Raw genomic sequence first — 23213 nt, 5'->3', positions numbered from 1 at the left:
AAATTAATTGTCTAACTTTTTGGGGTCAGTACAGACAAAACTTGATAGTAGGCGTTTTATTATAGGGAAGTATACTGAATTTTCACTTCCATTTTATACTCAATGAAAATCAAAGAGCAAACTAGGAAGCGAGCCGCAGGCTGTACTTGAGTACGGCAAGACGAAGCTGACGTGGTTTGAAGAGATTTTTGAAGAGTATTAATCTCATCCAACCTATTGTGCTGATCCTACTTGGCCTGGCCAGTGGTTCATACCACCTTCTACATTTGTGACCTTGAGTCCTTGGGCACTAAGGAAGGAGCAGGCAGATGCGGAGCGAGCTCCACCTTGGCAAATGATATAGTATTCTTGATCGTCTTTGAGTTCCTTGTAGTCTTGCTCCAAGGTACTTAACGGAAGATTTTTGGCACCTGGTGCATGTCCTGCTTGGTATTCATGTACTTCACGTACGTCGATAAGATTGAGTTCTTGTTTCTGATACTTTTCATAAAAGTCAGCAATGCTGATACTAGTTTTCATATTTGACTCCTTCTGGGTTAGTCATTTTGTATAGGGAACGCCGTCAAGCTTTTGGACGGCAACGCTTGCTTACTTGAGGATTCGCTTAGCGCTAAAGCTACCAAGACTACTGTGGTAGCTAACGATGTAGGTTTGGTTCCTGTCTAGTTCCTCCAAGCTTTCATGCCACCTCGAACATTGATGACATCATAGCCTTTTTTCTTTAGTTTTTTTGCAGCTATCTTACTACGAACACCAGACTGACAAATGACATAAAGTGTTTCTTTTGTCGCTGGTTCATAAGAACCGATTTCAGTTAGGGGAACATTCTTGGCGCTTTCGATATGGCCTCTGCGAAATTCCGTAGGCGTCCGAACGTCCAGTAGCTGAATGGGTTCCTTGAGTTTAGCTTCTAACTCGCTGGTAGGAATACTGTCAATTTTTGTAAATAGGTGAAACATAGGTACCTCCAAACATACCCTTATGGGGTATATTAAACCACTAAGTATAGTTTTTGTCAAGAAAGTTGAGTTGACAAGCATTCTTTCTTATTTAGAAAAGTTCTTGTGCTTTTCCAGTATGTTATATGATACACTACAAACAAGGGAGAACCGTTTTTTCAGTTGGTCGGCAGGATATATCATACAAGTGATTCTAATTATTCAAGAACAAACCGATGAAAACATTCTTTTCTGAAAACAAGCCCTATCAATATTTCAGGCAAAAAAATCGTTCAAAACCCTTGAAAAATCAAAGAAAATTAGGTATAATATGAATAATCATTTGTCGTAGGTTTTGTCTGAAATATTGTCCAGGCAAGGCTCACAGCAGTTAAATCTTCTTACAAAAGTCAGATTTAGCTGCTCTTTTTGTGCTTTTTTTCAGGTTTTCTAGTGTTTGTAACAAAGATTTAAAAATTCTGAAAATTAGTTAAGGGGGATAAGGTGATAGAAGGTTTACAACCTTTTGACGATAATCAAAGGCCTAGACGACTAGGCTTGAAACTTTATTTTAAAGGAGAATCATCTTGGCAGGACATGACGTTCAATACGGGAAACATCGTACCCGTCGTAGTTTTTCAAGAATCAAAGAAGTTCTTGACTTACCAAATTTGATTGAAATTCAAACAGATTCATTCAAAGATTTCCTAGATCACGGTCTTAAGGAAGTATTTGAAGATGTATTGCCAATTTCAAACTTCACAGACACAATGGAGTTGGAGTTTGTAGGCTATGAGATCAAAGAACCAAAATACACGCTTGAAGAAGCTCGTATCCATGATGCTAGCTACTCAGCACCTATCTTTGTAACCTTCCGCTTGATTAACAAAGAAACTGGCGAAATCAAGACACAGGAAGTCTTCTTTGGTGACTTCCCGATCATGACTGAGATGGGTACCTTCATCATCAATGGTGGTGAGCGTATCATCGTATCACAGTTGGTTCGTTCTCCAGGTGTTTACTTTAATGATAAGGTAGACAAAAATGGTAAAGTGGGCTACGGTTCAACTGTAATCCCTAACCGTGGAGCTTGGTTAGAGCTTGAAAGCGACTCAAAAGACATCGCCTATACTCGTATCGACCGTACTCGTAAGATTCCATTTACGACCTTGGTTCGTGCGCTTGGTTTCTCAGGTGATGACGAAATATTTGATATTTTCGGTGACAGCGATCTCGTTCGTAACACTGTTGAAAAAGATATTCACAAGAATCCAATGGACTCTCGTACAGACGAAGCTTTGAAAGAAATCTATGAGCGTCTTCGTCCAGGTGAGCCTAAGACTGCTGAAAGCTCACGTAGCTTGTTAGTGGCTCGTTTCTTTGATCCACGTCGTTATGACTTGGCAGCAGTTGGTCGTTACAAAATCAATAAAAAACTCAATGTTAAAACACGCTTGCTCAACCAAACTATTGCAGAGCCATTGGTAGATCCTGAAACTGGTGAAATCTTGGTAGAAGCTGGGACAGTTATGACTCGCAGCGTTATTGAAAGTATCGAAAGTCATTTGGATGGCGACTTGAACAAGATTGTCTACATTCCAAATGATGCTGCCGTAGTAACAGAGCCAGTTGTTCTTCAAAAATTCAAGGTTGTGGCACCAACTGATCCAGACCGTGTTGTAACTATTATCGGTAATGCTAATCCAGATGACAAGGTTCGCATCGTAACTCCTGCGGATATCTTGGCTGAGATGAGCTACTTCCTCAACTTAGCTGAGGGTATTGGCCGTGTTGATGATATCGACCACCTTGGGAACCGTCGTATCCGTGCCGTTGGTGAATTGCTTGCTAACCAAGTACGTCTAGGACTTTCTCGTATGGAACGTAACGTTCGTGAACGTATGTCTGTTCAGGACAATGAAGTCTTAACACCACAACAAATTATCAACATCCGTCCTGTAACAGCTGCGGTTAAAGAATTCTTTGGTTCATCACAGTTGTCACAGTTCATGGACCAACACAACCCTCTTTCTGAGTTGTCTCACAAACGTCGTTTGTCAGCCTTAGGACCTGGTGGTTTGACACGTGACCGTGCTGGATATGAAGTGCGTGACGTGCACTACACTCACTATGGTCGTATGTGTCCAATCGAGACACCTGAAGGACCGAACATCGGTTTGATCAACAACTTGTCATCTTACGGTCACTTGAACAAATATGGTTTTGTTCAAACACCATATCGTAAGGTTGACCGTGAAACAGGCAAAGTAACTAACGAAATCGTTTGGTTGACTGCCGATGAAGAGGATGAATTTACTGTAGCGCAGGCTAACTCACGCCTTAACGAAGATGGGACCTTTGCTGAGAAGACAGTTATGGGACGTCATCAAGGGGTCAACCAAGAGTATCCAGCTAGCGTTGTAGATTATATGGACGTATCACCTAAGCAGGTAGTTGCCGTTGCGACAGCATGTATTCCTTTCTTGGAAAACGACGACTCCAACCGTGCCCTCATGGGTGCCAACATGCAACGTCAGGCTGTTCCTTTGATCAATCCAAAAGCACCTTACGTTGGTACTGGTATGGAATACCAAGCAGCCCATGACTCAGGAGCTGCAGTGATTGCACAACATGGTGGTAAGGTTACCTATGCGGATGCGGACAAGGTAGAAGTTCGTCGTGAAGATGGCTCCCTTGATGTTTACCATATCCAAAAATTCCGTCGTTCAAACTCAGGTACTGCCTACAACCAACGTACGCTTGTTAAAGTTGGTGATCTTGTAGAAAAAGGCGACTTTATCGCTGACGGACCTTCTATGGAAAATGGGGAAATGGCGCTTGGACAAAACCCAATCGTTGCCTACATGACATGGGAAGGTTACAACTTCGAGGATGCCGTTATCATGAGCGAACGCTTGGTTAAAGACGATGTTTACACATCAGTCCACCTTGAAGAATACGAATCAGAAACGCGCGATACAAAGCTTGGACCTGAAGAAATCACTCGTGAAATTCCAAACGTTGGTGAAGATGCTCTTAAAGACCTTGACGAAATGGGGATTATCCGTATCGGTGCTGAGGTTAAAGAAGGGGACATCCTTGTAGGTAAAGTAACACCTAAGGGTGAGAAGGACCTTTCAGCTGAAGAACGTCTCTTGCACGCTATCTTCGGAGACAAGTCTCGTGAAGTTCGTGATACTTCTCTTCGTGTACCACACGGTGCCGATGGCGTCGTTCGTGATGTTAAGATCTTTACACGTGCAAATGGAGATGAATTGCAATCAGGTGTTAATATGCTGGTTCGCGTCTACATCGCTCAAAAACGTAAGATCAAGGTCGGAGATAAGATGGCCGGACGTCACGGAAATAAAGGGGTTGTCTCTCGTATCGTTCCTGTAGAAGACATGCCTTACCTTCCAGACGGAACTCCAGTTGATATCATGTTGAACCCACTTGGGGTGCCTTCACGTATGAATATCGGTCAGGTAATGGAGCTTCACCTTGGTATGGCAGCTCGTACCCTTGGTATCCACATCGCAACACCAGTCTTTGACGGAGCAAGTTCAGAAGATCTTTGGTCAACTGTTAAGGAAGCAGGTATGGATAGCGATGCTAAGACTATCCTTTACGATGGACGTACTGGTGAACCATTTGATAACCGTGTGTCAGTTGGTGTCATGTACATGATCAAACTCCACCACATGGTTGATGATAAATTGCACGCTCGTTCAGTCGGACCATACTCGACCGTTACGCAACAACCACTCGGAGGTAAGGCTCAGTTTGGTGGACAACGTTTCGGTGAGATGGAGGTTTGGGCGCTTGAAGCCTATGGTGCCTCAAATGTCCTTCAAGAAATCTTGACTTACAAGTCTGACGACATCAACGGACGTTTGAAAGCGTATGAAGCTATTACAAAAGGAAAACCAATTCCAAAACCAGGTGTTCCAGAATCCTTCCGAGTTCTTGTTAAAGAATTACAATCACTTGGTCTTGACATGCGTGTCCTTGACGAAGACGATCAAGAAGTGGAACTTCGTGATCTTGATGAGGGCATGGACGAAGATGTCATCCACGTAGATGACCTTGAAAAAGCACGTAAAAAAGCTGCTGAAGAAGCAAAAGCTGCTTTTGAAGCTGAAGAGGGTGCAAAAGCGGAAGCAACAGAAGAAGCTACTGAACAAGAATAAGTAGCTCACTTAGAATAGAAAGGGAAGAAATAGTGGTTGACGTAAATCGTTTTAAAAGTATGCAAATCACACTAGCTTCTCCAAGTAAAGTCCGTTCATGGTCTTATGGAGAAGTCAAAAAACCTGAAACAATCAATTACCGTACGTTGAAACCAGAACGTGAAGGACTATTTGACGAAGTCATCTTTGGTCCTACAAAAGACTGGGAATGTGCTTGTGGTAAGTACAAACGCATTCGTTACAGAGGGATTGTTTGTGACCGTTGTGGTGTTGAAGTAACGCGTACAAAAGTTCGTCGTGAACGTATGGGACACATCGAGTTGAAAGCTCCTGTATCTCATATCTGGTATTTCAAGGGGATTCCAAGCCGTATGGGCTTGACCCTTGATATGAGTCCTCGTGCACTTGAGGAAGTTATCTACTTTGCAGCTTATGTGGTGATCGATCCGAAGGATACACCACTTGAGCACAAATCAATCATGACAGAGCGTGAATACCGTGAGCGCTTGCGTGAATATGGCTACGGATCATTCGTTGCTAAAATGGGTGCCGAAGCTATCCAAGACCTCTTGAAACAAGTAGATCTTGAAAAAGAAATTGCTGAACTTAAAGAAGAATTGAAAACAGCAACTGGACAAAAACGTATCAAAGCCATCCGTCGTTTGGATGTTTTGGATGCCTTTTACAAATCTGGAAATAAACCTGAATGGATGATTCTTAACATCCTTCCGGTTATTCCACCAGATCTTCGTCCAATGTTGCAGTTGGATGGTGGCCGTTTTGCCTCATCTGACTTGAACGACCTTTACCGTCGTGTTATCAACCGTAACAACCGTTTGGCTCGTTTGCTTGAGTTGAACGCACCAGGTATCATCGTTCAAAATGAGAAGCGTATGCTTCAAGAAGCGGTTGACGCTTTGATTGACAATGGTCGTCGTGGTCGTCCAATTACAGGACCAGGTAGCCGTCCCCTTAAATCATTGAGCCACATGCTTAAAGGTAAACAAGGACGCTTCCGTCAAAACTTGCTCGGTAAACGTGTTGACTTCTCAGGACGTTCCGTTATCGCCGTTGGTCCAACTCTTAAGATGTACCAATGTGGTGTGCCACGTGAAATGGCTATCGAGCTCTTTAAACCATTTGTCATGCGTGAAATCGTAGCGCGTGATATTGTGCAAAACGTTAAAGCCGCTAAACGCTTGGTGGAACGTGGAGATGAGCGTATCTGGGATATCCTCGAAGAAGTTATCAAGGAACACCCAGTGCTTTTGAACCGCGCACCGACCCTTCACCGTTTGGGTATCCAAGCTTTTGAACCTGTCTTGATTGACGGTAAAGCCCTTCGTTTGCACCCACTTGTCTGTGAAGCCTACAATGCCGACTTTGACGGGGACCAAATGGCCATTCACGTACCGCTTTCAGAAGAAGCCCAAGCAGAAGCTCGTATCTTGATGTTGGCTGCTGAGCACATCTTGAACCCGAAAGATGGTAAACCAGTTGTTACTCCATCTCAGGACATGGTTTTGGGTAATTACTACTTGACCATGGAAGAAGCTGGTCGTGAAGGTGAAGGAATGGTCTTCAAAGACCGTGACGAAGCGGTTATGGCTTACCGCAATGGTTATGTTCACCTCCACTCACGTGTTGGTATTGCAACAGACAGCCTCAACAAACCATGGACAGAAGAGCAAAAACACAAGGTCTTGCTTACAACAGTTGGTAAAATCCTCTTCAACGACATCATGCCAGAGGGTTTACCATACTTGCAAGAACCAAACAATGCCAACTTGACAGAAGGCGTTCCAGCTAAATACTTCTTGCCACTTGGTGGAGATATCAAGGAAGCTATCAGCAATCTTGAACTTAACCCTCCATTCAAGAAGAAAAACCTTGGGAATATCATCGCTGAAATCTTCAAACGTTTCCGTACGACAGAAACTTCTGCCCTACTTGACCGCATGAAGAACCTCGGTTACCACCACTCAACTCTTGCAGGATTGACAGTGGGTATCGCCGATATCCCAGTCGTTGATGATAAGGCTGAAATCATTGAAGAATCACACAAACGTGTAGAACAAATCACCAAACAATTCCGTCGTGGTATGATTACGGACGACGAGCGCTACAATGCTGTAACAGCTGAATGGCGTGCTGCCCGTGAAAAACTTGAAAAACGTTTGATTGCTAACCAAGATCCTAAGAACCCTATCGTTATGATGATGGACTCTGGAGCCCGTGGTAACATCTCAAACTTCTCACAGCTTGCCGGTATGCGTGGTCTGATGGCTGCTCCGAACGGACGTATTATGGAATTGCCAATCCTTTCAAACTTCCGCGAAGGTTTGTCGGTATTGGAAATGTTCTTCTCAACTCACGGTGCTCGTAAAGGTATGACCGATACGGCTCTTAAGACAGCCGACTCAGGTTACTTGACTCGTCGTTTGGTTGACGTTGCCCAAGACGTTATCATCCGTGAGGACGACTGTGGAACTGACCGTGGTCTCTTGATCCGTTCTATTGCAGAAGGAAAAGAGATGATCGAGTCTCTTGAAGAGCGCCTCAATGGTCGTTACACTAAGAAAACTGTTAAACATCCAGAAACTGGTGCAGTTATTATCGGTCCAAATGAGTTGATTACAGAAGACAAGGCGCGTGAAATTGTCAATGCTGGTGTGGAAGAAGTGACTATCCGCTCTGTATTTACATGTAACACTCGTCATGGTGTCTGCCGTCACTGTTACGGTATCAACTTGGCGACTGGTGATGCGGTCGAAGTCGGTGAAGCAGTTGGTACAATCGCTGCCCAATCTATCGGGGAACCTGGTACACAGCTTACAATGCGTACCTTCCACACGGGTGGGGTTGCCTCAAATACCGATATCACTCAGGGTCTTCCTCGTGTCCAAGAAATCTTTGAAGCCCGCAATCCTAAAGGGGAAGCGGTTATCACAGAGGTCAAAGGACAAGTTACCGCTATCGAAGAAGATGCATCAACTCGTACTAAGAAAGTCTTCGTTAAAGGTGAAACTGGAGAAGGCGAATACGTGGTACCATTTACAGCTCGTATGCGTGTTGAAGTTGGGGACCAAGTCTCTCGTGGTGCAGCATTGACAGAAGGTTCAATCCAACCAAAACGTCTCCTTGCTGTACGTGATGTCTTGTCAGTTGAAACTTACCTCCTCGGTGAAGTACAAAAAGTTTACCGTAGCCAAGGGGTAGAAATCGGTGACAAACACATCGAGGTAATGGTTCGTCAAATGATCCGTAAAGTTCGTGTTATGGATCCAGGAGATACAGATCTTCTCATGGGAACGCTTATGGACATCAACGACTTTACAGATGCTAACAAGGATGTTCTCATCGCAGGTGGAGTGCCAGCGACTGGTCGTCCAGTCCTTATGGGAATCACCAAAGCCTCACTTGAAACAAATAGTTTCTTGTCAGCAGCTTCCTTCCAGGAAACAACTCGTGTCCTTACAGACGCAGCTATCCGTGGTAAGAAAGACCATCTCCTTGGTCTTAAGGAAAATGTTATCATCGGTAAGATTATCCCAGCTGGTACAGGTATGGCACGTTACCGTAACCTTGAACCACAAGCAGTCAACGAAGAGTCTTACCTAGCATCTTCACAAGAAGAAGCTCCAGTTGATACGACTGTAGAAGAAGTCGTTGAAACTGTTGAAGTAAGCGAATAAGTAGGTGTTACTTAAGGTCTGATATAAAAAGGACTTTAGAAAACATTCACTATAGATTTTTAAGAAGGATCCACTAGATAAAAAAGCGAACAAGGCAGAATTCTGATTGTCAGAAAACTGGATTTGTTCGCTTTTTGTATTTAATGTTAGGTTTACGTTCTACCCACATTTTCAATTCATAAAGAGCGACTTATTTTAACTTGCTCGAGATACAATACTATGCTACAATCATCTAAAAAAGCAAGGAAATTAAAACATGAAAAGTGAATATCAAAAAATGATCGCAGGAGAACCCTATCACCCATTCGACCCAGACCTCCGTTCTCTAGCACAAACAGCGAGACAAAAGCAAGCCTCCTTTAATGAAGAGGTCGACCCAGTAAAAGGTATGGAAATCATCAAAGGATGGTTTGGTTCTACTGGTGAAAATCTCTACATCAACACTCGCTTGATGGTAGATTACGGGGTCAATATTCATCTGGGAGAAAATTTTTATTCCAATTGGAATTTAACCATGTTGGATGTTTGTCCTATTACCATTGGTGATAATGCCATGATTGGTCCTAATTGTCAGTTTTTAACACCTCTTCATCCGCTGGATCCAGATGAACGAAATTCAGGTTTAGAATTTGGAAAACCAATTACAATTGGCAAGAACTTCTGGGCAGGTGGTGGGGTTATTGTCCTTCCAGGTGTTACACTAGGTGATAACGTTGTTGCAGGAGCAGGAGCTGTCATTACTAAATCTTTTGGCGATAATGTCGTTCTGGCAGGCAACCCAGCACGAGTTATCAAAGAAATTCCAGTTAAAGGAAATTAAAGGTTGAGATAGAGAAGATGAAGTCTTTTTCAAAAGAACTCTTTGGAATTGGAAAGCCTAATCAGTCTCAGTGTCAAAAACTTATTGCTAGCAAAAAACGAGGTCGGAATTTTTATCCCAGCCTCGTTTTTCGTCTTTAGAGATTTTTTCTCTTTTTAGCTTTTTTAGTCAATGCCACATCGCATTGATCAATATTTTGTGTAAGATAGCTAGTCACTTGGAAATCATCGACCTCTGTTTTTAGCTCGACTTCATAGACAATGCTAAGGTTGTCCCCTGCATTTGTGCTATTGATCGTAATCATGTCAACTTCTGAGCAGAATTGGTCAAGAGCAGATTGGATAGCATCTTGAATCTTCTCTTGATTAGTTACCGTGATTGTCAAAAGTCTACGGCGTTGATTGTCAGATTTAACTTGTTGATTCTCCAAAAGGAACCAAACGCCCAAGATAAAGAGTGTGAAGAGAATGGCCAGGAAGAGATAGCCTGTTCCACAAGCCAAACCGATAATCATGGCTAGGAAAATCGCAATCAGTTCTCTTGAACCACTCGTTGCAGAACGGAAACGAATCAAACTAAAGGTTCCGGCTACAGCAATTGACGTACCCAAGCTCCCATTGACCAGAAAAATAACCAAGGTCATAAGGCAGGGAAGCAGAGTCAAGCTGATAGCAAATTCTCTGGTGTAGAGGGTCCGATATTTGTAGGTCCAAGTAAGTGCCAAACCGAGAACTAGACTGACTAGAAGTGCCAGCAGTAGTTGGAAGGGATCTGCACTTGCAGTGGCGTTCTTGAAAATGGAATTAAATAGATTAAGCATAAGCGATACCTGCGCTTTCTATACTGGGACGTGGTGCATAAGGAAGCCCTTGAGATTTGTGGTAAGCACAACTGTATTTTGAAAATTTGTGCTCCATCAAACCATACTTGTCTAGAATGTCTTGTAACCACTGAGGTTTGTTTCCAGGAGCTTTAATCTCCATAATCACAGTATTGTCATCTAATAGAGGAGCCCCTTGATTTCCTGCGAAGAGACTGACATTTTCATCTCTATAGATTAGATTTTGGTCAATGGTGATACGAATTTTATTATAGTCGTAGCCCTCGATGTATTTTTTTTCTTTTAATGAATAACGATCGTAGTAGATGTACATACGAGGCTTGATAGCCTGCTTGTAATCTTGGTGAAGCTTTTTCACTTTTTCAATGACGACTGTATCAGTAATACTAGCATCCAAGTGCCCTTTGGTCATAAAGTTAAGGATGGAAATAGGAGTTGAGAGTAGTCTAAATTTGCGACCAACTCCTTCTTGATCCTTGGTTTTGATTTCTAAAAATACTTGACTATCTGCTTTGGGGTGGCTGAGATAGGTCCGCATCCGAACCTTTTCTTTTCGCTTATTTCCAAAATCATCATCTTGGAGCACAGCAAAGTCTTCCGTATCAAAGTAGATATTTGAAATAGTTGAAATTGGATAGTCGTCTTCTACTAAATATTCCTTTAAATCTTGGATGAGTTTATCTAAAATTTCTTTGGAGACAATATATTTGGTTTCAATCCGTTTGAAACTTGTTTCGATTGGTTTCATAATTCCTTCTCCTCTAATCTTAGGTTATACTATTTTTAAACAAGGTAAACTTGCTTGTGTTTGATTTTAGGGGGATTTTCTAAAACTTTTGTTAAATTTAACTTAATTGAAACTAAACTTAAGAAAACTTTCAGAAAAAGTTTAGGCTTCTTTTAGGAAAGACCCGTAGACTAAGAGCATGTAAAATGAAAGACGAGGAAATGAGCATGAAAGCAAAAAAATGGACATTCCTATTAACAAGTATAACAACTCTAGCACTGGCAACAGCATGTACCCAGTCAACTTCAAATACAACAGCTAGCAATAGTACTGCAACGACAACAGTAACTACCAATAAGAAAACATCTAGTTACTTTACAGATAAGGACTATGATACTTCTTATGATGAAAAAACAGCTGCAACTGTAACTTTGTCAGGATCAACAGCGAAGGTATCAGGTGACGGAGTTGCCGTATCAGGATCTACCGTTACAATCTCTAAGGCAGGTACCTATGTGATTTCTGGTCAATCTGATGGAGTTCAAATCAAGATCGAAGCTGGGAATTCTGATGATGTACATATCGTACTAAAGGGTGTGACCATGACCAATACCAATGCAGCTATTTCTGCAACATCAGCTGGTCATGTTTACCTAACTCTAGCAGATGGCACAACTAATAGCCTCTCAGATTCTGCTTCTAATAGTGATGAAAAAGCTGACGCGGCCCTCTTCTCTAAAGTGGACTTGACCATCAATGGTAAGGGAACTCTTAATGTAGATGGTAAGAAAAACAATGGTATTAAGGCCAACGATATACTTCACATCACAGGTGGAACCTACAACATCACAGCAGTCGGAGATGCCTTTAATATCAATGATGAACTCAACATTACCGGCACAACCATGACTATCGATGCCAAGGAAGACGGAGTTAAGGTCGACAATGATGAGGAAACATCTGTAGGAACCATGTATCTCTCTGATAATACCATCACTGTTACTGCAGGGGACGATGGTATCCACGCATCAGGTGATTTGGTTATTGATAGTGGTACCTATACGGTTAAGAATTCTACAGAAGGGCTTGAAGGTAAGTCAATTACTATCAACGGTGGAGACATCACCATATACTCAACAGATGATGGTGTCAATGCAGCCAATAAAAATGCCCAACAAAGTGAAATTTTCTTCACTATGAATGGTGGGAACTTGACGGTTGAAGTTGGTCAAGGGGACACGGATCCAATCGACTCAAATGGTAACATTACTGTTACGGGAGGAACCATTAAATTGACAGGTCAATCTGGTTTTGACTTTGATGGAACAGCGACCTACACAGGTGGAGATATCTACATCAACGGTGAAAAACAAACTGAGATTGTCAACTCTATGCCTGGAGGCGGAGAAGCACCTGGCGGTGGCCCTCAAGGAAATGGAGGCCCTGGTGGACGACCATAAAAGAAAATCTCCTTTCTCGAAAGAGAAGGGAGATTTTCTTATTATTAGGACGAAGAAGAATTATTCTCCGTCTTTTTTAAAGATGTTTTTTACGCCAGATACTGCACCTTCGACAGCTTCTTTTGCATCTTCAGCAACTTCTTTAGCTTTTGAAGCTACCTTTTCTGCAGCTCCTTCTGCTTGAGTTTTTGTATCGCCAGTTAGTTTACCAAAACCTTCTTTAACAGAACCTTTAGCTTGGTTGAATTTTTCTTCGATTGACATGGGGGTTACCTCCGTTAATTTTATGTATTATCTAAATTACATCAGATATTAATTTAAGTATATACCCTTTTATGCTAAAAAGCAAAAAACTGATACGAAAAGCATCAGTTTATTTTTTTAATAGGTTACAACATTCAATTGACCTTTATCATATTCAGCGATAAAGATATTTGAGACTTCTTCGAAACCTTCTTCTTTCAATTTTTCTGTTAGCCATTCTTCAGTTTTGCCAATAGTTTCTAGAATTTCAACTTGGACAACACCGTCTGTAATGACTGGGTATTTAGGATTTTCGTCACCCATTCTTACGACAATCAATTGTCCATTTTGCTCAATCACAGCTCTCTTGACATCCTTTAATTGGAAGATTCCTTGAGCGCGCAATTTAAGAGCTACATCTGCAGCTGCAAGACCTTTTGTGCGACAGGCTTCAGGATCTAACTTACCATTTTTGATGATAAGAGTTGGTTTCCCGTCAATTAAGTGTTTGAAAAAGGAAATATTGGTATTCAACCATTTAAGGAGCAGGATGAGAATAGTCCAGATGATTAAGATTGTTCCGTATTGGATGATGGTAATCGAGCTATTGTAGATAACCCCACCGATAATACCCCCGAGAACAAAGTTCTGGATTTGATCTACTGCAGAACTTGGTGCTAAATTTCCTTTACCTGTTACGTTAATAACAAAAACAAGAGAAAGTAGCCCCAAGGCCAATTTAATTGCAATCGTAGCAAAAAAGCTTATCATTTTTCAACCTCCACGAGTTCCACATCTGATTTATAGAGTTCCATCTTTTCTAACAAATAGCTATCTTGGTCAGTCCCGCTAATGGCACGATAAAAATTGTCGCCAACCTTAATAATAGCTCCATCAGTAGTAGCTGAAGTATTGACATAAATATCTTTTTTATCAACACCTAACTCTTTTGATACAATCTCGATGAAGTGTAAGGAACTACGAAATTGATTATCATTGGATTGGCTGTTTTGAAAATTCGTAATGCTAATCAATACAAAAGCAATTAACGTCAAAATAGAAATGAGCGATAATTCACGGAACTTGCTCCCTTTTTTATCTTTGAAAGCTTTAAATGCAAAAAATCCAGTCACGATAAGCAGTAAAGCTGATACGATAATCATGGCCCAATTCTGTTGACTGATCTGACTGAGCACATAGTCATAGGAATAGAATTTCATAAAACTCCCTCACTTTTTTTAATTCAATCTATTATAAAATAATTCCTAAGTTTTAGCAATTTTGTTAGTAGAGGAAAAAGCATTTAATTGTTGTTTCCTACTTAAGGTAGGTTTTTCTGATTTGACTTAGCCTCCCATCTTGACTTTCCCTTTGTATTTGATATAATAGTAAAAATTTAGAGGAGGTATTCTATGATTCAGAAACATGCGATTCCCATTTTAGAGTTTGACGACAATCCCCAAGCGGTCCTTATGCCAACGCATGAGGAGTTAGACTTGAAGTTGCCAAAGAAGTGCATCTATGCATTTTTGGAGGAGGAGATTGACCGTTATGCTCAGGAAGTAGAAGCAGATTGCGTAGGGGAGTTTGTTTCTGCCACTAAGACCTACCCGGTTTATGTCATGGACTACAAAGGTGAAAAAGTTTGTCTAGCCCAAGCTCCTGTAGGTTCTGCCCCGGCCGCCCAGTTTATGGATTGGTTGATTGGCTATGGTGTGGAGCAAATCATTTCCACTGGTACTTGTGGAGTCCTAGCCGATATTGAGGAAAATGCCTTTCTCGTCCCTGTTCGCGCTCTGCGAGATGAGGGGACGAGCTACCACTATGCAGCGCCTTCTCGTTATATGGATGTACATGTAGAAGCGATTTCTGCTATCGAGCAAGTTTTGGAACAACTAGGTATTCCTTATGAAGAGGTAATGACTTGGTCGACAGATGGTTTTTACAGAGAGACAGCTGAAAAGGTTGCCTATCGCAAGGAAGAAGGCTGTGCTGTTGTGGAGATGGAGTGTGCAGCTCTTGCAGCAGTTGCCCAACTTCGAGGAGTCGTTTGGGGACAACTTCTATTTACAGCCGACTCTCTGGCGGATTTAGAAAATTATGATAGTCGCGATTGGGGCGCAGAAGCTTTTGACAAGGCCTTAGAACTCTGTCTTGAAATCGTTAGTCATATGTGACGGCTTTAACTGTTTTGTGGTACAATGTAGCTATGTTATTCAAATCATTAAGAGAAAAAATAGAGCAGAGTCTGGCTCAGATGTCACCTGCTCGTCGAATTTTTTTGAGTTTTGCCCTAGTCATTTTACTAGGTTCCCTACTTTTGAGCCTACCCGTTGTACAGGTAGCAACTTCCAGAGCAACTTATTTTGACCACCTTTTCACTACCGTGTCTATGGTCTGTGTGACGGGGCTCTTTACCCAACCTGTAGCGTCCACTTATAATATCTGGGGTCAGCTAATCTGCATGTTCTTAATTCAGATTGGTGGTTTAGGTCTCATGACCTTTATCGGAGTTTTCTATATTCAGAGTAAGCAAAAATTGAGTCTTAGAAACCGAGAAACAATCCAGGAAAGTTTTAATTATGGCGAAACTCGATCTTTGAAAAGCTTCATCCAATCGATTTTTCTAACCACCTTTTTGGTAGAAGCTGTGGGAGCCCTGCTCCTTAGTTTTCGTTTTGTTCCTGAGTTTGGTTGGGGGCGAGGTCTTTTTACCTCTGCTTTTCTAGCCATTTCCGCTTTTTGTAATGCTGGTTTTGATAATTTTGGAACGACCAGTTTAGTAGCCTACCAAACAGATCCACTGGTAAATCTTGTAATTTCTGCTTTGATTATCACAGGCGGTCTTGGTTTCATGGTCTGGTTTGACCTAGCGACACAAGTAGGTAGTAAAAGAAAGCGAAGACTTCGCTTTCATACGAAGTTGGTATTGATGCTGACAGTGGGAATTCTCCTTTTTGGAACGGTGACTACCCTACTGACAGAGTGGGGTAATACTGGAACAATTGGCAATCTCAGTTTCCCAGAAAAAGTTCTAGTCAGCTTTTTCCAAACCGTTAGCATGCGGACGGCAGGATTTGCTTCTATTGATTTTACACAAGCACGTCCTGTTACCCTACTTATTTATATCCTTCAGATGTTTTTAGGTGGAGCTCCTGGAGGAACGGCGGGTGGTTTGAAAATTACAACCTTCCTAGTCTTAATCCTCTTCGCTAGAACGGAGCTACTTGGTCTACCCCATGTAAATATTGCCAAACGAACCATCGATCCACGAACTGTACAAAAATCTTTTAGTGTCTTTATCATCTTTTTGTTAACATTTTTATTAGGTTTAGTCTTACTTGGATTAACAACTAGTGGCAATCCGCCCTTTATTCATCTCATGTTTGAGACTATTTCAGCCCTTGCGACAGTTGGTGTTACAGCCAATCTAACACCGAATCTAGGTCAGCTAGCTCTAAGCGTCATCATGTTGCTTATGTTTATCGGACGTATCGGGCCACTGACCTTGCTGGTCAGTCTAGCAGATTATCAACCAAGCAAAAAAGATATGATGCATTATATGAAAGCAGATATTACCATTGGATAAGAAAGGAAAATCATGTCAGAACGTACAATAGGAATTTTAGGTCTAGGTGTGTTTGGTTCAAGTGTTCTAGAAGGGCTCTCAAAGCTAGATATGAACATTATCGCCATTGATAATCACGAAGAACGGATCAATCAATTTGAACCAGTATTAACGAGCGGTGTTGTAGGAGATATTACCGATGAAGAACTCCTGCGCTCAGCAGGTATTGATACCTGCGATACGGTAGTGGTTGCGACAGGGGAAAGCCTAGAGTCAAGTGTTCTTGCAGTCATGCACTGTAAGAGTCTAGGTGTTCCAACAGTTATTGCCAAGGTTAAAAGCCATACAGCAAAGAAGGTTTTAGAAAAAATCGGTGCAGATTTTGTTATTTCACCAGAATATGAGATGGGACAGTCACTTGCTCAAACGATTCTCTTCCATAATAGTGTTGATGTTTTCCAGTTAGATAAAAATGTTTCCATTGTTGAGATGGAAATTCCTCAAGTCTGGGTGGGTCAAAGCTTAAATCAACTAGATCTCCGTGGAAGATACAAGCTAAATGTCCTAGGATTTCGAGATCAAGAAAACTCGCCACTAGATGTCCAGTTTGGACCAGACGATATCTTACAAGCCAATACCTACATCATGGGAGTAGTTAATAATCAGCATTTAGACAAACTCGCTGAAATTAGTGAATAGATAACTAATATAAGTAATTTATAAGAGGGATTTAAGAAAAATTTTAACTTTTTCTTAATCCTTTTTAATTTTAGGAGATTATACTAGAGCTATCAAAAAAAGAAAACTCTAAGGAGAATCCTATGAAATTCAATCCAAATCAAAGCTATACTCGTTGGTCTATTCGCCGTCTCAGTGTCGGTGTTGCCTCAGTTGTTGTGGCCAGTGGCTTCTTTATCCTAGTTGGTCAACCAAGTTCTGTACGTGCCGATGTGGTCAATCCGACCCCTGCTCAAGTTGGGACAGATGCTACTTCGGTGAGTGAAAAGAGCGACTTACCAGCAGAGGTTCTCAAGAAAGCAGTTGATGTAGCTTTTCCTTCAGAACAGGCAGAATCAACACTTAAAGCAAGCTTGGATACTACAAGCTCTCCAGAAAAAGCGGACGAAACTGCTAAAGATCCAGTAGTAGCACCAAAAGAAGAAGTGCAATCCCAAGCTGACTCTAAGAACCAAATAGAAGATGCAGTTAAACCTGTGGAAGGTCCTACGTCTACAGTTTCTGGGCAAGATCGTGAAGCAAGTGAAGCGCAACCAGTAACCACCCCAGCCGAAGTCCAAAAAGGCGTGGCCGATAATACCAAAGATACAGTAGATGTCCCAGCTTCTTACTTGGATAGAGCCAACTTCCCTGGTCCATTCACAGCTGGTGTCAACCAAGTTATTCCATACGAAGCTTTTGGTGGAGATGGTATGTTGACTCGCCTCTTGTTAAAAGCATCCGACAAAGCCCCATGGTCAGACAACGGAACGGCTAAAAATCCTGCTCTCCCACCAGTAGAGAAATTGGGTAAAGGTCTTTACTTCTATGAAGTGGATTTAGCAGGCACCCAAGGCAAATCTGACAAAGACTTGCTTGACCTCTTAAAACAAAACGGCACGCAAAGCTATAAAGCTACTATCAAGGTGTACGGTTCAAAAGATGGTAAGGCAGACTTGAGCAATCTGGTAGCGACAAAGGATTTGGATGTCAATTTGAATGGCTTAACTACCCCAGCTGAAGTGCAAAAAGGTGTGGCCGACAATACCAAAGATACAGTAGATGTCCCAGCTTCTTACTTGGATAGAGCCAACTTCCCAGGTCCATTCACAGCCGGTGTCAATCAAGTTATTCCATATGAATTCTTCGCCGGTGATGGCATGTTGACTCGTCTAATCTTGAAAGCCTCAGACAAGGCTCCATGGTCAGACAATGGTTCGGCTAAAAACCCCGCTCTCCCACCAGTAGAGAAATTGGGCAAAGGTCTTTACTTCTATGAAGTGGATTTGGCCGGTACTCAAGGTAAATCTGACAAAGAGCTTCTAGACCTCTTGAAACAAAATGGTACACAAAGCTACAAGGCAACCATCAAAGTGTACGGCGCTAAAGATGGCAAGGCTGATTTGAGCAATCTTGTAGCGACAAAAGATTTGGATGTCAACTTGAACGGATTAACTACTCCAGTTGAAGTACAAAAAGGCGTAGCCGACAATACTAAAGACACAGTGGACGTCCCAGCCACTTACCTAGATAAAGCCAACTTCCCAGGTCCATTCACAGCTGGTGTTAATCAAGTTATCCCATACGAATTCTTCGCTGGTGACGGTATGTTGACTCGTCTTATCTTGAAGGCCTCAGACAAGGCTCCATGGTCAGACAACGGTTCAGCCAAGAATCCCACTCTCCCACCAGTAGAAAAATTGGGCAAAGGTCTCTATTTCTATGAAGTAGACTTGGCAGGCACCCAAGGCAAATCAGACAAAGAGCTTCTTGATTTCTTGAAACAAAACGGTACTCAAAGTTATAAAGCTACTATTAAAGTGTACAGTGCGAAAGATGGCAAGGCCGATTTGAGCAACCTTGTAGCGACTAAGGATTTGACAGTAAACTTGAATGGCTTGACCACACCAAATCAGGTTAAAGAGTCTGTTGTTAACAATGTCAAAGACATGATTGATGTTCCAGCTAGCTACCTTGATAAAGCTAAGGTTCCTGGACCTTTCTTGGCCGGTGTCAACCAAGTTATTCCATACGAAGCTTTTGGTGGAGATGGTATGTTGACTCGCCTCTTGTTAAAAGCCTCAGACAAAGCCCCATGGTCAGACAACGGAACAGCTAAAAATCCTGCTCTATTGCCACTTGAAGGCTTGGCTAAAGGCCAATATTTCTACGAAGTGGATTTGAATGGCAATACGGTTGGCAAAGATGGTCAGGCCTTGCTTGAGCAACTTCGAGCTAACGGAACCCATACGTATCTAGCTACTGTTAAAGTCTATGGTGCTAAAGACGGCAAACCTGATTTGACCAATCTGATTGCTACTCGTCAAGTAACGATTCAGCTTCGTGGAAAAGAAATGGCGACAATACCATCTCAACAAGGTCAGATGAATACGAAGCCTTCTGAAACAGGCTCTACAGGTACGACTGAGGGTATGATGGGTACAAATCACCATATGTCAGATATGAAAGTAGATCAACCAGCTTCTAGCCCAATGGCTAATATGATGAAAAAAGATGATAAAGCGATGCTACCAAATACTGGGGAAGCTCAAACAGCTACAGCTGGACTTGGTATCTTTGGTCTAGCCTTGGCAGGTCTTGTTGGACTTTTGGGTTTGACAACCAAACGAGAAGATTAAGATTCAAATCACTTAAACATTAGGGAAAATAGTGTTATACTAAAGCAAGTATAACACTGTTTTTATCGAAGGAGTGTCAGATGAAAAAGACAATTTTGCTGGTTGATGATGAGATAGATATTCTAGATATTCAAAACCGCTATCTTATACAGGCAGGTTACGATGTTTTGGTTGCCCATGATGGTAAGGAGGGATTAGAACTTTTCAGAAAAAAATCTATCGACCTCATTATCACAGATATCATGATGCCCAATATGGACGGTTATGATTTTATCAGTGAAGTTCAGTATATCGCTCCGGATCAACCCTTCCTCTTTACAACTGCTAAGACAAGCGAACAGGATAAGATTTATGGATTAAGTTTGGGGGCGGATGATTTTATAGCTAAACCATTTAGCCCACGGGAATTGGTTTTGAGAGTGAATAATATCTTGCGCCGCCTTAGTCGTGGCGGAGAGACCGAGCAGATTGAGTTTGGTGACTTAGTGATCAACCATGTGACTCATGAGGTTCGCATTGGGGAACAGCCATTGGAATTGACAGTGAAATCTTTTGAACTTCTATGGATATTAGCCAGCAATCCTGAGAGAGTCTTTTCAAAGACTGAACTTTACGAGAAGGTATGGCAGGAGGACTATGTGGATGATACAAATACACTCAATGTTCATATCCATGCTTTGAGACAAGAGTTGAGTAAGTATACGAATTTAAACACTCCTGCTATCAAAACTGTTTGGGGATTAGGCTATAAGATGGAAAGACCGAGAGGTAAAAAATGAAATTAAAAAGCTATATTTTAGTGGGCTATCTAGTTTCGACTCTACTAACGATTTTGGTCGTTTTCTGGGCAATCCAACGAATGTTGATTGAGAAAAGTGAAGTTTACTTTCTGGTTGGAATGACCTTGATTGCTAGTTTCATTGGCGCTGCAGTGAGCATCTTTCTTTTGTCACCTGTTTTTTCTTCTCTGAAACATTTGAAAAAACAAGCCCAAGATATAGCTAGCAAGAATTTTAGTACAGAAATAGAAACCAAAGGACCAATAGAATTTCAAGAGCTGGGGCAGGCTTTTAATGACATGTCCCGCAATTTGCAGATTACCTTTCAATCACTTGATGAGAGTGAGCAAGAAAAGAGAATGATGATTGCTCAGCTCTCTCACGATATTAAAACTCCCATTACCTCCATTCAGGTTACTGTGGAAGGAATTCTAGATGGAGTGATCAAGGAAGAGGAGCGGCTCCACTACTTAGCTACGATTGGTCGGCAAACTGAGCGTCTAAACAAGCTAGTAGAGGAATTGGATGTTTTGACTCTTAACGCTCAGCCTCAAGATATAGCTGATGAAGAAGTCGAAGAGGTCTTTTTAGATCAGCTGTTGATTGAGTCGATGAGTGAATTTCAACTTCAGATTGAACAAGAGGAGCGAGATGTCTACATTCAAGTAAAGCCTGAGTCTGCGAAAATCAAGAGTTATTATGACAAACTCTCTCGTATTCTAGTCAATTTGTTAAACAATGCATTTAAATATTCAGAACCTGGAACTAGGATTGAAGTCCTTGCTCAATTAACAGAAAAAGAGCTGATAATCAGTGTGAAAGACGAGGGTCAAGGTATTCTTCCTGAAGATTTGGAAAAAATTTTTAACCGACTTTATCGTGTAGAGACGTCGCGTAATATGAAGACAGGTGGTCATGGATTAGGACTTGCGATTGCACGAGAACTAGCCCATCAGCTTGGTGGCGAAATCACAGCAGAAAGTCAATATGGCTTAGGAAGCAAGTTCACATTCAGCCTCAATTTGAAATAAAGCCGTAAAACCCCTTTACAAATCTAACCATTCATGGTACAATATCCTTTGTGTGAAATATCAGCAGGAAAGCATGAAGCTCGTCAACAGATGTCTTCTGATAAGTAACCTTGGCTGTTTAGGCGAAGGGCATCTGCACGAATCAGGGCTTTCTAAGTGACTATTTCCACCGAAATATTATTTATATCAGGAGGACATATACATGTCACGTTATACAGGACCATCTTGGAAACAAGCTCGTCGCCTTGGCCTTTCACTTACAGGTACAGGTAAAGAATTGGCACGTCGTAACTACGTACCAGGACAACACGGACCAAACAACCGTTCTAAATTATCAGAATACGGTTTGCAATTGGCTGAAAAACAAAAACTTCGTTTCACTTACGGTGTAGGTGAAAAACAATTCCGTAACTTGTTCGTACAAGCTACTAAGATCAAAGAAGGAATCCTTGGTTTCAACTTCATGCTTCTTTTGGAACGCCGTTTGGATAACGTTGTTTACCGTCTTGGTCTTGCAACTACACGTCGTCAGGCACGTCAATTCGTAAACCACGGTCACATTCTTGTTGACGGAAAACGCGTTGATATCCCATCATACCGCGTGACTCCAGGTCAAGTGATCTCAGTTCGTGAAAAATCATTGAAAGTTCCAGCAATCCTTGAAGCAGTAGAAGCTACTCTTGGACGTCCAGCGTTCGTATCATTCGACGCAGAAAAATTGGAAGGTTCATTGACTCGTTTGCCAGAACGTGATGAAATCAACCCAGAAATCAACGAAGCCCTTGTCGTTGAATTCTACAACAAAATGCTTTAATTTTAAGATATATGATACAGAAAGCCTACAACAGTGGGCTTTTTGCTTTATCTTTGAGATGTTGTTTATTATATAAATCACTTTACGAAAATCTCCATTTGAATTCACAAAGAGATTGTCTTTTTTCACCCTCACTAGTCAGTATTCACGACTTCCGTAACATCAGAGAGCTAAAAAGAGACAAGATAGAAACTAGGGCCCTTCTTTCCCCCTTTCTCTGCTATACTACAAGCAGAGAAAGGGGGAAAGCAAATGCTTGAGAAATACTATGCAAAGGTAAAAGGGATTGTCCATAAATGCCGAAAAGATTATTATCTCCATCTATGGGAGAAGGAGGATTGGGATCAAGAAGGACTGATCTGCCTTTACGAACTTCTAGAGTCCCATCCAGAACTAGTGGAAGAAGAAAAGAAACTCTACGTCTACTTCAAAACAAAATTCCGGAACCGAATCCTTGATACTGTAAGAAAACAAGAGAGCCAAAAGCGACGTCTGGATCGAATGGCTTATGAAGAAGTAGGAGAGATCAGCCATCGACTACCAGAAGGAGGTCTATGGCTGGATGATTATTATGCCCTTCATGAATTGTTAGATAATTATAGAAGAAAGTTGCCCCAAGATAAGCAAAAAACCTACGAACGTCTATGGGCAGATGAACGCTTCAAAGGTCGCAAGTCCCTTCTCAGGGAGTTAGAGATAGTCTTCAAAGGTTGGTGAAAAAAAGTTTTAAAAAGGTGTTGACAAGTAAGAA

The 23213-nt window shown here is 41.7% G+C and carries 19 protein-coding genes; 12 read left to right on the top strand and 7 right to left on the bottom strand.

The window, feature by feature from the left end:
- Window positions 1-213: 213 nt before the first annotated feature.
- Together HMPREF2987_RS09080 and HMPREF2987_RS09075 are read right to left on the bottom strand one after the other, a co-directional pair.
- On the bottom strand, window positions 214-519 hold the full coding sequence (locus HMPREF2987_RS09080; protein WP_075230266.1) for a rhodanese-like domain-containing protein: 306 nt from the start codon (window positions 517-519) through the stop codon (window positions 214-216).
- A gap of 143 nt (window positions 520-662) precedes the next feature.
- On the bottom strand, window positions 663-959 hold the full coding sequence (locus HMPREF2987_RS09075; RefSeq protein ID WP_075230265.1) for a rhodanese-like domain-containing protein: 297 nt from the start codon (window positions 957-959) through the stop codon (window positions 663-665).
- A 566-nt stretch (window positions 960-1525) separates the two neighbouring features.
- On the opposite strand from HMPREF2987_RS09075, the gene rpoB reads away from it, so the two are divergent.
- The 3 genes from rpoB to HMPREF2987_RS09060 all read left to right on the top strand — a co-directional run bounded on the left by rpoB (window position 1526) and on the right by HMPREF2987_RS09060 (window position 9643).
- Window positions 1526-5128, top strand: coding sequence for a DNA-directed RNA polymerase subunit beta (gene rpoB / locus HMPREF2987_RS09070; protein WP_075230264.1), 3603 nt, complete (start codon window positions 1526-1528; stop codon window positions 5126-5128).
- A 32-nt stretch (window positions 5129-5160) separates the two neighbouring features.
- Window positions 5161-8823 (top strand): DNA-directed RNA polymerase subunit beta', encoded by a 3663-nt coding sequence (gene rpoC / locus HMPREF2987_RS09065; RefSeq protein ID WP_075230263.1) that lies wholly within the window; start codon window positions 5161-5163, stop codon window positions 8821-8823.
- A 256-nt stretch (window positions 8824-9079) separates the two neighbouring features.
- Window positions 9080-9643: a sugar O-acetyltransferase gene (locus tag HMPREF2987_RS09060; RefSeq protein ID WP_075230262.1), complete on the top strand. Its 564-nt coding sequence runs from the start codon at window positions 9080-9082 to the stop codon at window positions 9641-9643.
- Window positions 9644-9779: 136 nt separating this feature from the next.
- Here HMPREF2987_RS09060 and HMPREF2987_RS09055 read toward each other — a convergent pair whose 3' ends face one another.
- Entirely contained in the window at window positions 9780-10463 is a 684-nt protein-coding gene (locus HMPREF2987_RS09055) for a DUF4956 domain-containing protein (protein WP_075230261.1), read from the bottom strand.
- Entirely contained in the window at window positions 10456-11232 is a 777-nt protein-coding gene (locus HMPREF2987_RS09050) for a polyphosphate polymerase domain-containing protein (RefSeq protein WP_083312453.1), read from the bottom strand. Before HMPREF2987_RS09050 ends, HMPREF2987_RS09055 begins: the two co-directional genes overlap by 8 nt.
- A gap of 206 nt (window positions 11233-11438) precedes the next feature.
- On the opposite strand from HMPREF2987_RS09050, the gene HMPREF2987_RS09045 reads away from it, so the two are divergent.
- The gene (locus HMPREF2987_RS09045) at window positions 11439-12671 is read left to right on the top strand and encodes a carbohydrate-binding domain-containing protein (protein ID WP_075230267.1); all 1233 of its coding nucleotides are present in this window, start codon (window positions 11439-11441) and stop codon (window positions 12669-12671) included.
- Between the two features lie 60 nt (window positions 12672-12731).
- On the opposite strand, the gene HMPREF2987_RS09040 is transcribed toward HMPREF2987_RS09045, so the two are convergent.
- From HMPREF2987_RS09040 to HMPREF2987_RS09030, 3 genes are all read right to left on the bottom strand, one after another.
- Window positions 12732-12935, bottom strand: a complete 204-nt coding sequence (locus HMPREF2987_RS09040) for a CsbD family protein (protein ID WP_000020982.1) — start codon at window positions 12933-12935, stop codon at window positions 12732-12734.
- Window positions 12936-13052: 117 nt separating this feature from the next.
- Complete coding sequence (locus HMPREF2987_RS09035; protein WP_075230259.1) at window positions 13053-13685, bottom strand: DUF421 domain-containing protein; 633 nt, start codon at window positions 13683-13685, stop codon at window positions 13053-13055.
- Window positions 13682-14134: a DUF3290 family protein gene (locus tag HMPREF2987_RS09030; protein WP_075230258.1), complete on the bottom strand. Its 453-nt coding sequence runs from the start codon at window positions 14132-14134 to the stop codon at window positions 13682-13684. The genes HMPREF2987_RS09035 and HMPREF2987_RS09030 overlap by 4 nt, the downstream gene beginning before the upstream one ends.
- Before the next feature lie 192 nt (window positions 14135-14326).
- On the opposite strand from HMPREF2987_RS09030, the gene HMPREF2987_RS09025 reads away from it, so the two are divergent.
- From HMPREF2987_RS09025 to HMPREF2987_RS08990, 8 genes are all read left to right on the top strand, one after another.
- A complete protein-coding gene (locus HMPREF2987_RS09025) occupies window positions 14327-15091 on the top strand; it encodes a nucleoside phosphorylase (protein ID WP_075230257.1) in 765 nt (254 codons plus the stop codon).
- A 32-nt stretch (window positions 15092-15123) separates the two neighbouring features.
- Window positions 15124-16503 (top strand): TrkH family potassium uptake protein, encoded by a 1380-nt coding sequence (locus HMPREF2987_RS09020; RefSeq protein WP_075230256.1) that lies wholly within the window; start codon window positions 15124-15126, stop codon window positions 16501-16503.
- Between the two features lie 12 nt (window positions 16504-16515).
- Window positions 16516-17181, top strand: a complete 666-nt coding sequence (locus HMPREF2987_RS09015) for a potassium channel family protein (protein WP_075230255.1) — start codon at window positions 16516-16518, stop codon at window positions 17179-17181.
- A gap of 122 nt (window positions 17182-17303) precedes the next feature.
- Window positions 17304-19838: an SSURE domain-containing protein gene (locus HMPREF2987_RS09010; protein WP_075230254.1), complete on the top strand. Its 2535-nt coding sequence runs from the start codon at window positions 17304-17306 to the stop codon at window positions 19836-19838.
- A gap of 80 nt (window positions 19839-19918) precedes the next feature.
- Window positions 19919-20617, top strand: coding sequence for a response regulator transcription factor (locus tag HMPREF2987_RS09005; protein WP_075230253.1), 699 nt, complete (start codon window positions 19919-19921; stop codon window positions 20615-20617).
- Window positions 20614-21648 (top strand): sensor histidine kinase, encoded by a 1035-nt coding sequence (locus HMPREF2987_RS09000; RefSeq protein WP_075230252.1) that lies wholly within the window; start codon window positions 20614-20616, stop codon window positions 21646-21648. The genes HMPREF2987_RS09005 and HMPREF2987_RS09000 overlap by 4 nt, the downstream gene beginning before the upstream one ends.
- A gap of 202 nt (window positions 21649-21850) precedes the next feature.
- The gene (gene rpsD / locus HMPREF2987_RS08995; RefSeq protein ID WP_008810013.1) at window positions 21851-22462 is read left to right on the top strand and encodes a 30S ribosomal protein S4; all 612 of its coding nucleotides are present in this window, start codon (window positions 21851-21853) and stop codon (window positions 22460-22462) included.
- Window positions 22463-22714: 252 nt separating this feature from the next.
- On the top strand, window positions 22715-23179 hold the full coding sequence (locus HMPREF2987_RS08990; protein WP_075230251.1) for a sigma-70 RNA polymerase sigma factor region 4 domain-containing protein: 465 nt from the start codon (window positions 22715-22717) through the stop codon (window positions 23177-23179).
- The last annotated feature ends 34 nt before the right edge of the window (window positions 23180-23213 follow it).

Source organism: Streptococcus sp. HMSC067H01, from assembly GCF_001814775.1.
Taxonomy (GTDB): domain Bacteria; phylum Bacillota; class Bacilli; order Lactobacillales; family Streptococcaceae; genus Streptococcus.
The sequence above is the reverse complement of the archived record's forward strand: the minus strand, read 5'-3'. Positions and strand labels throughout refer to the sequence as shown.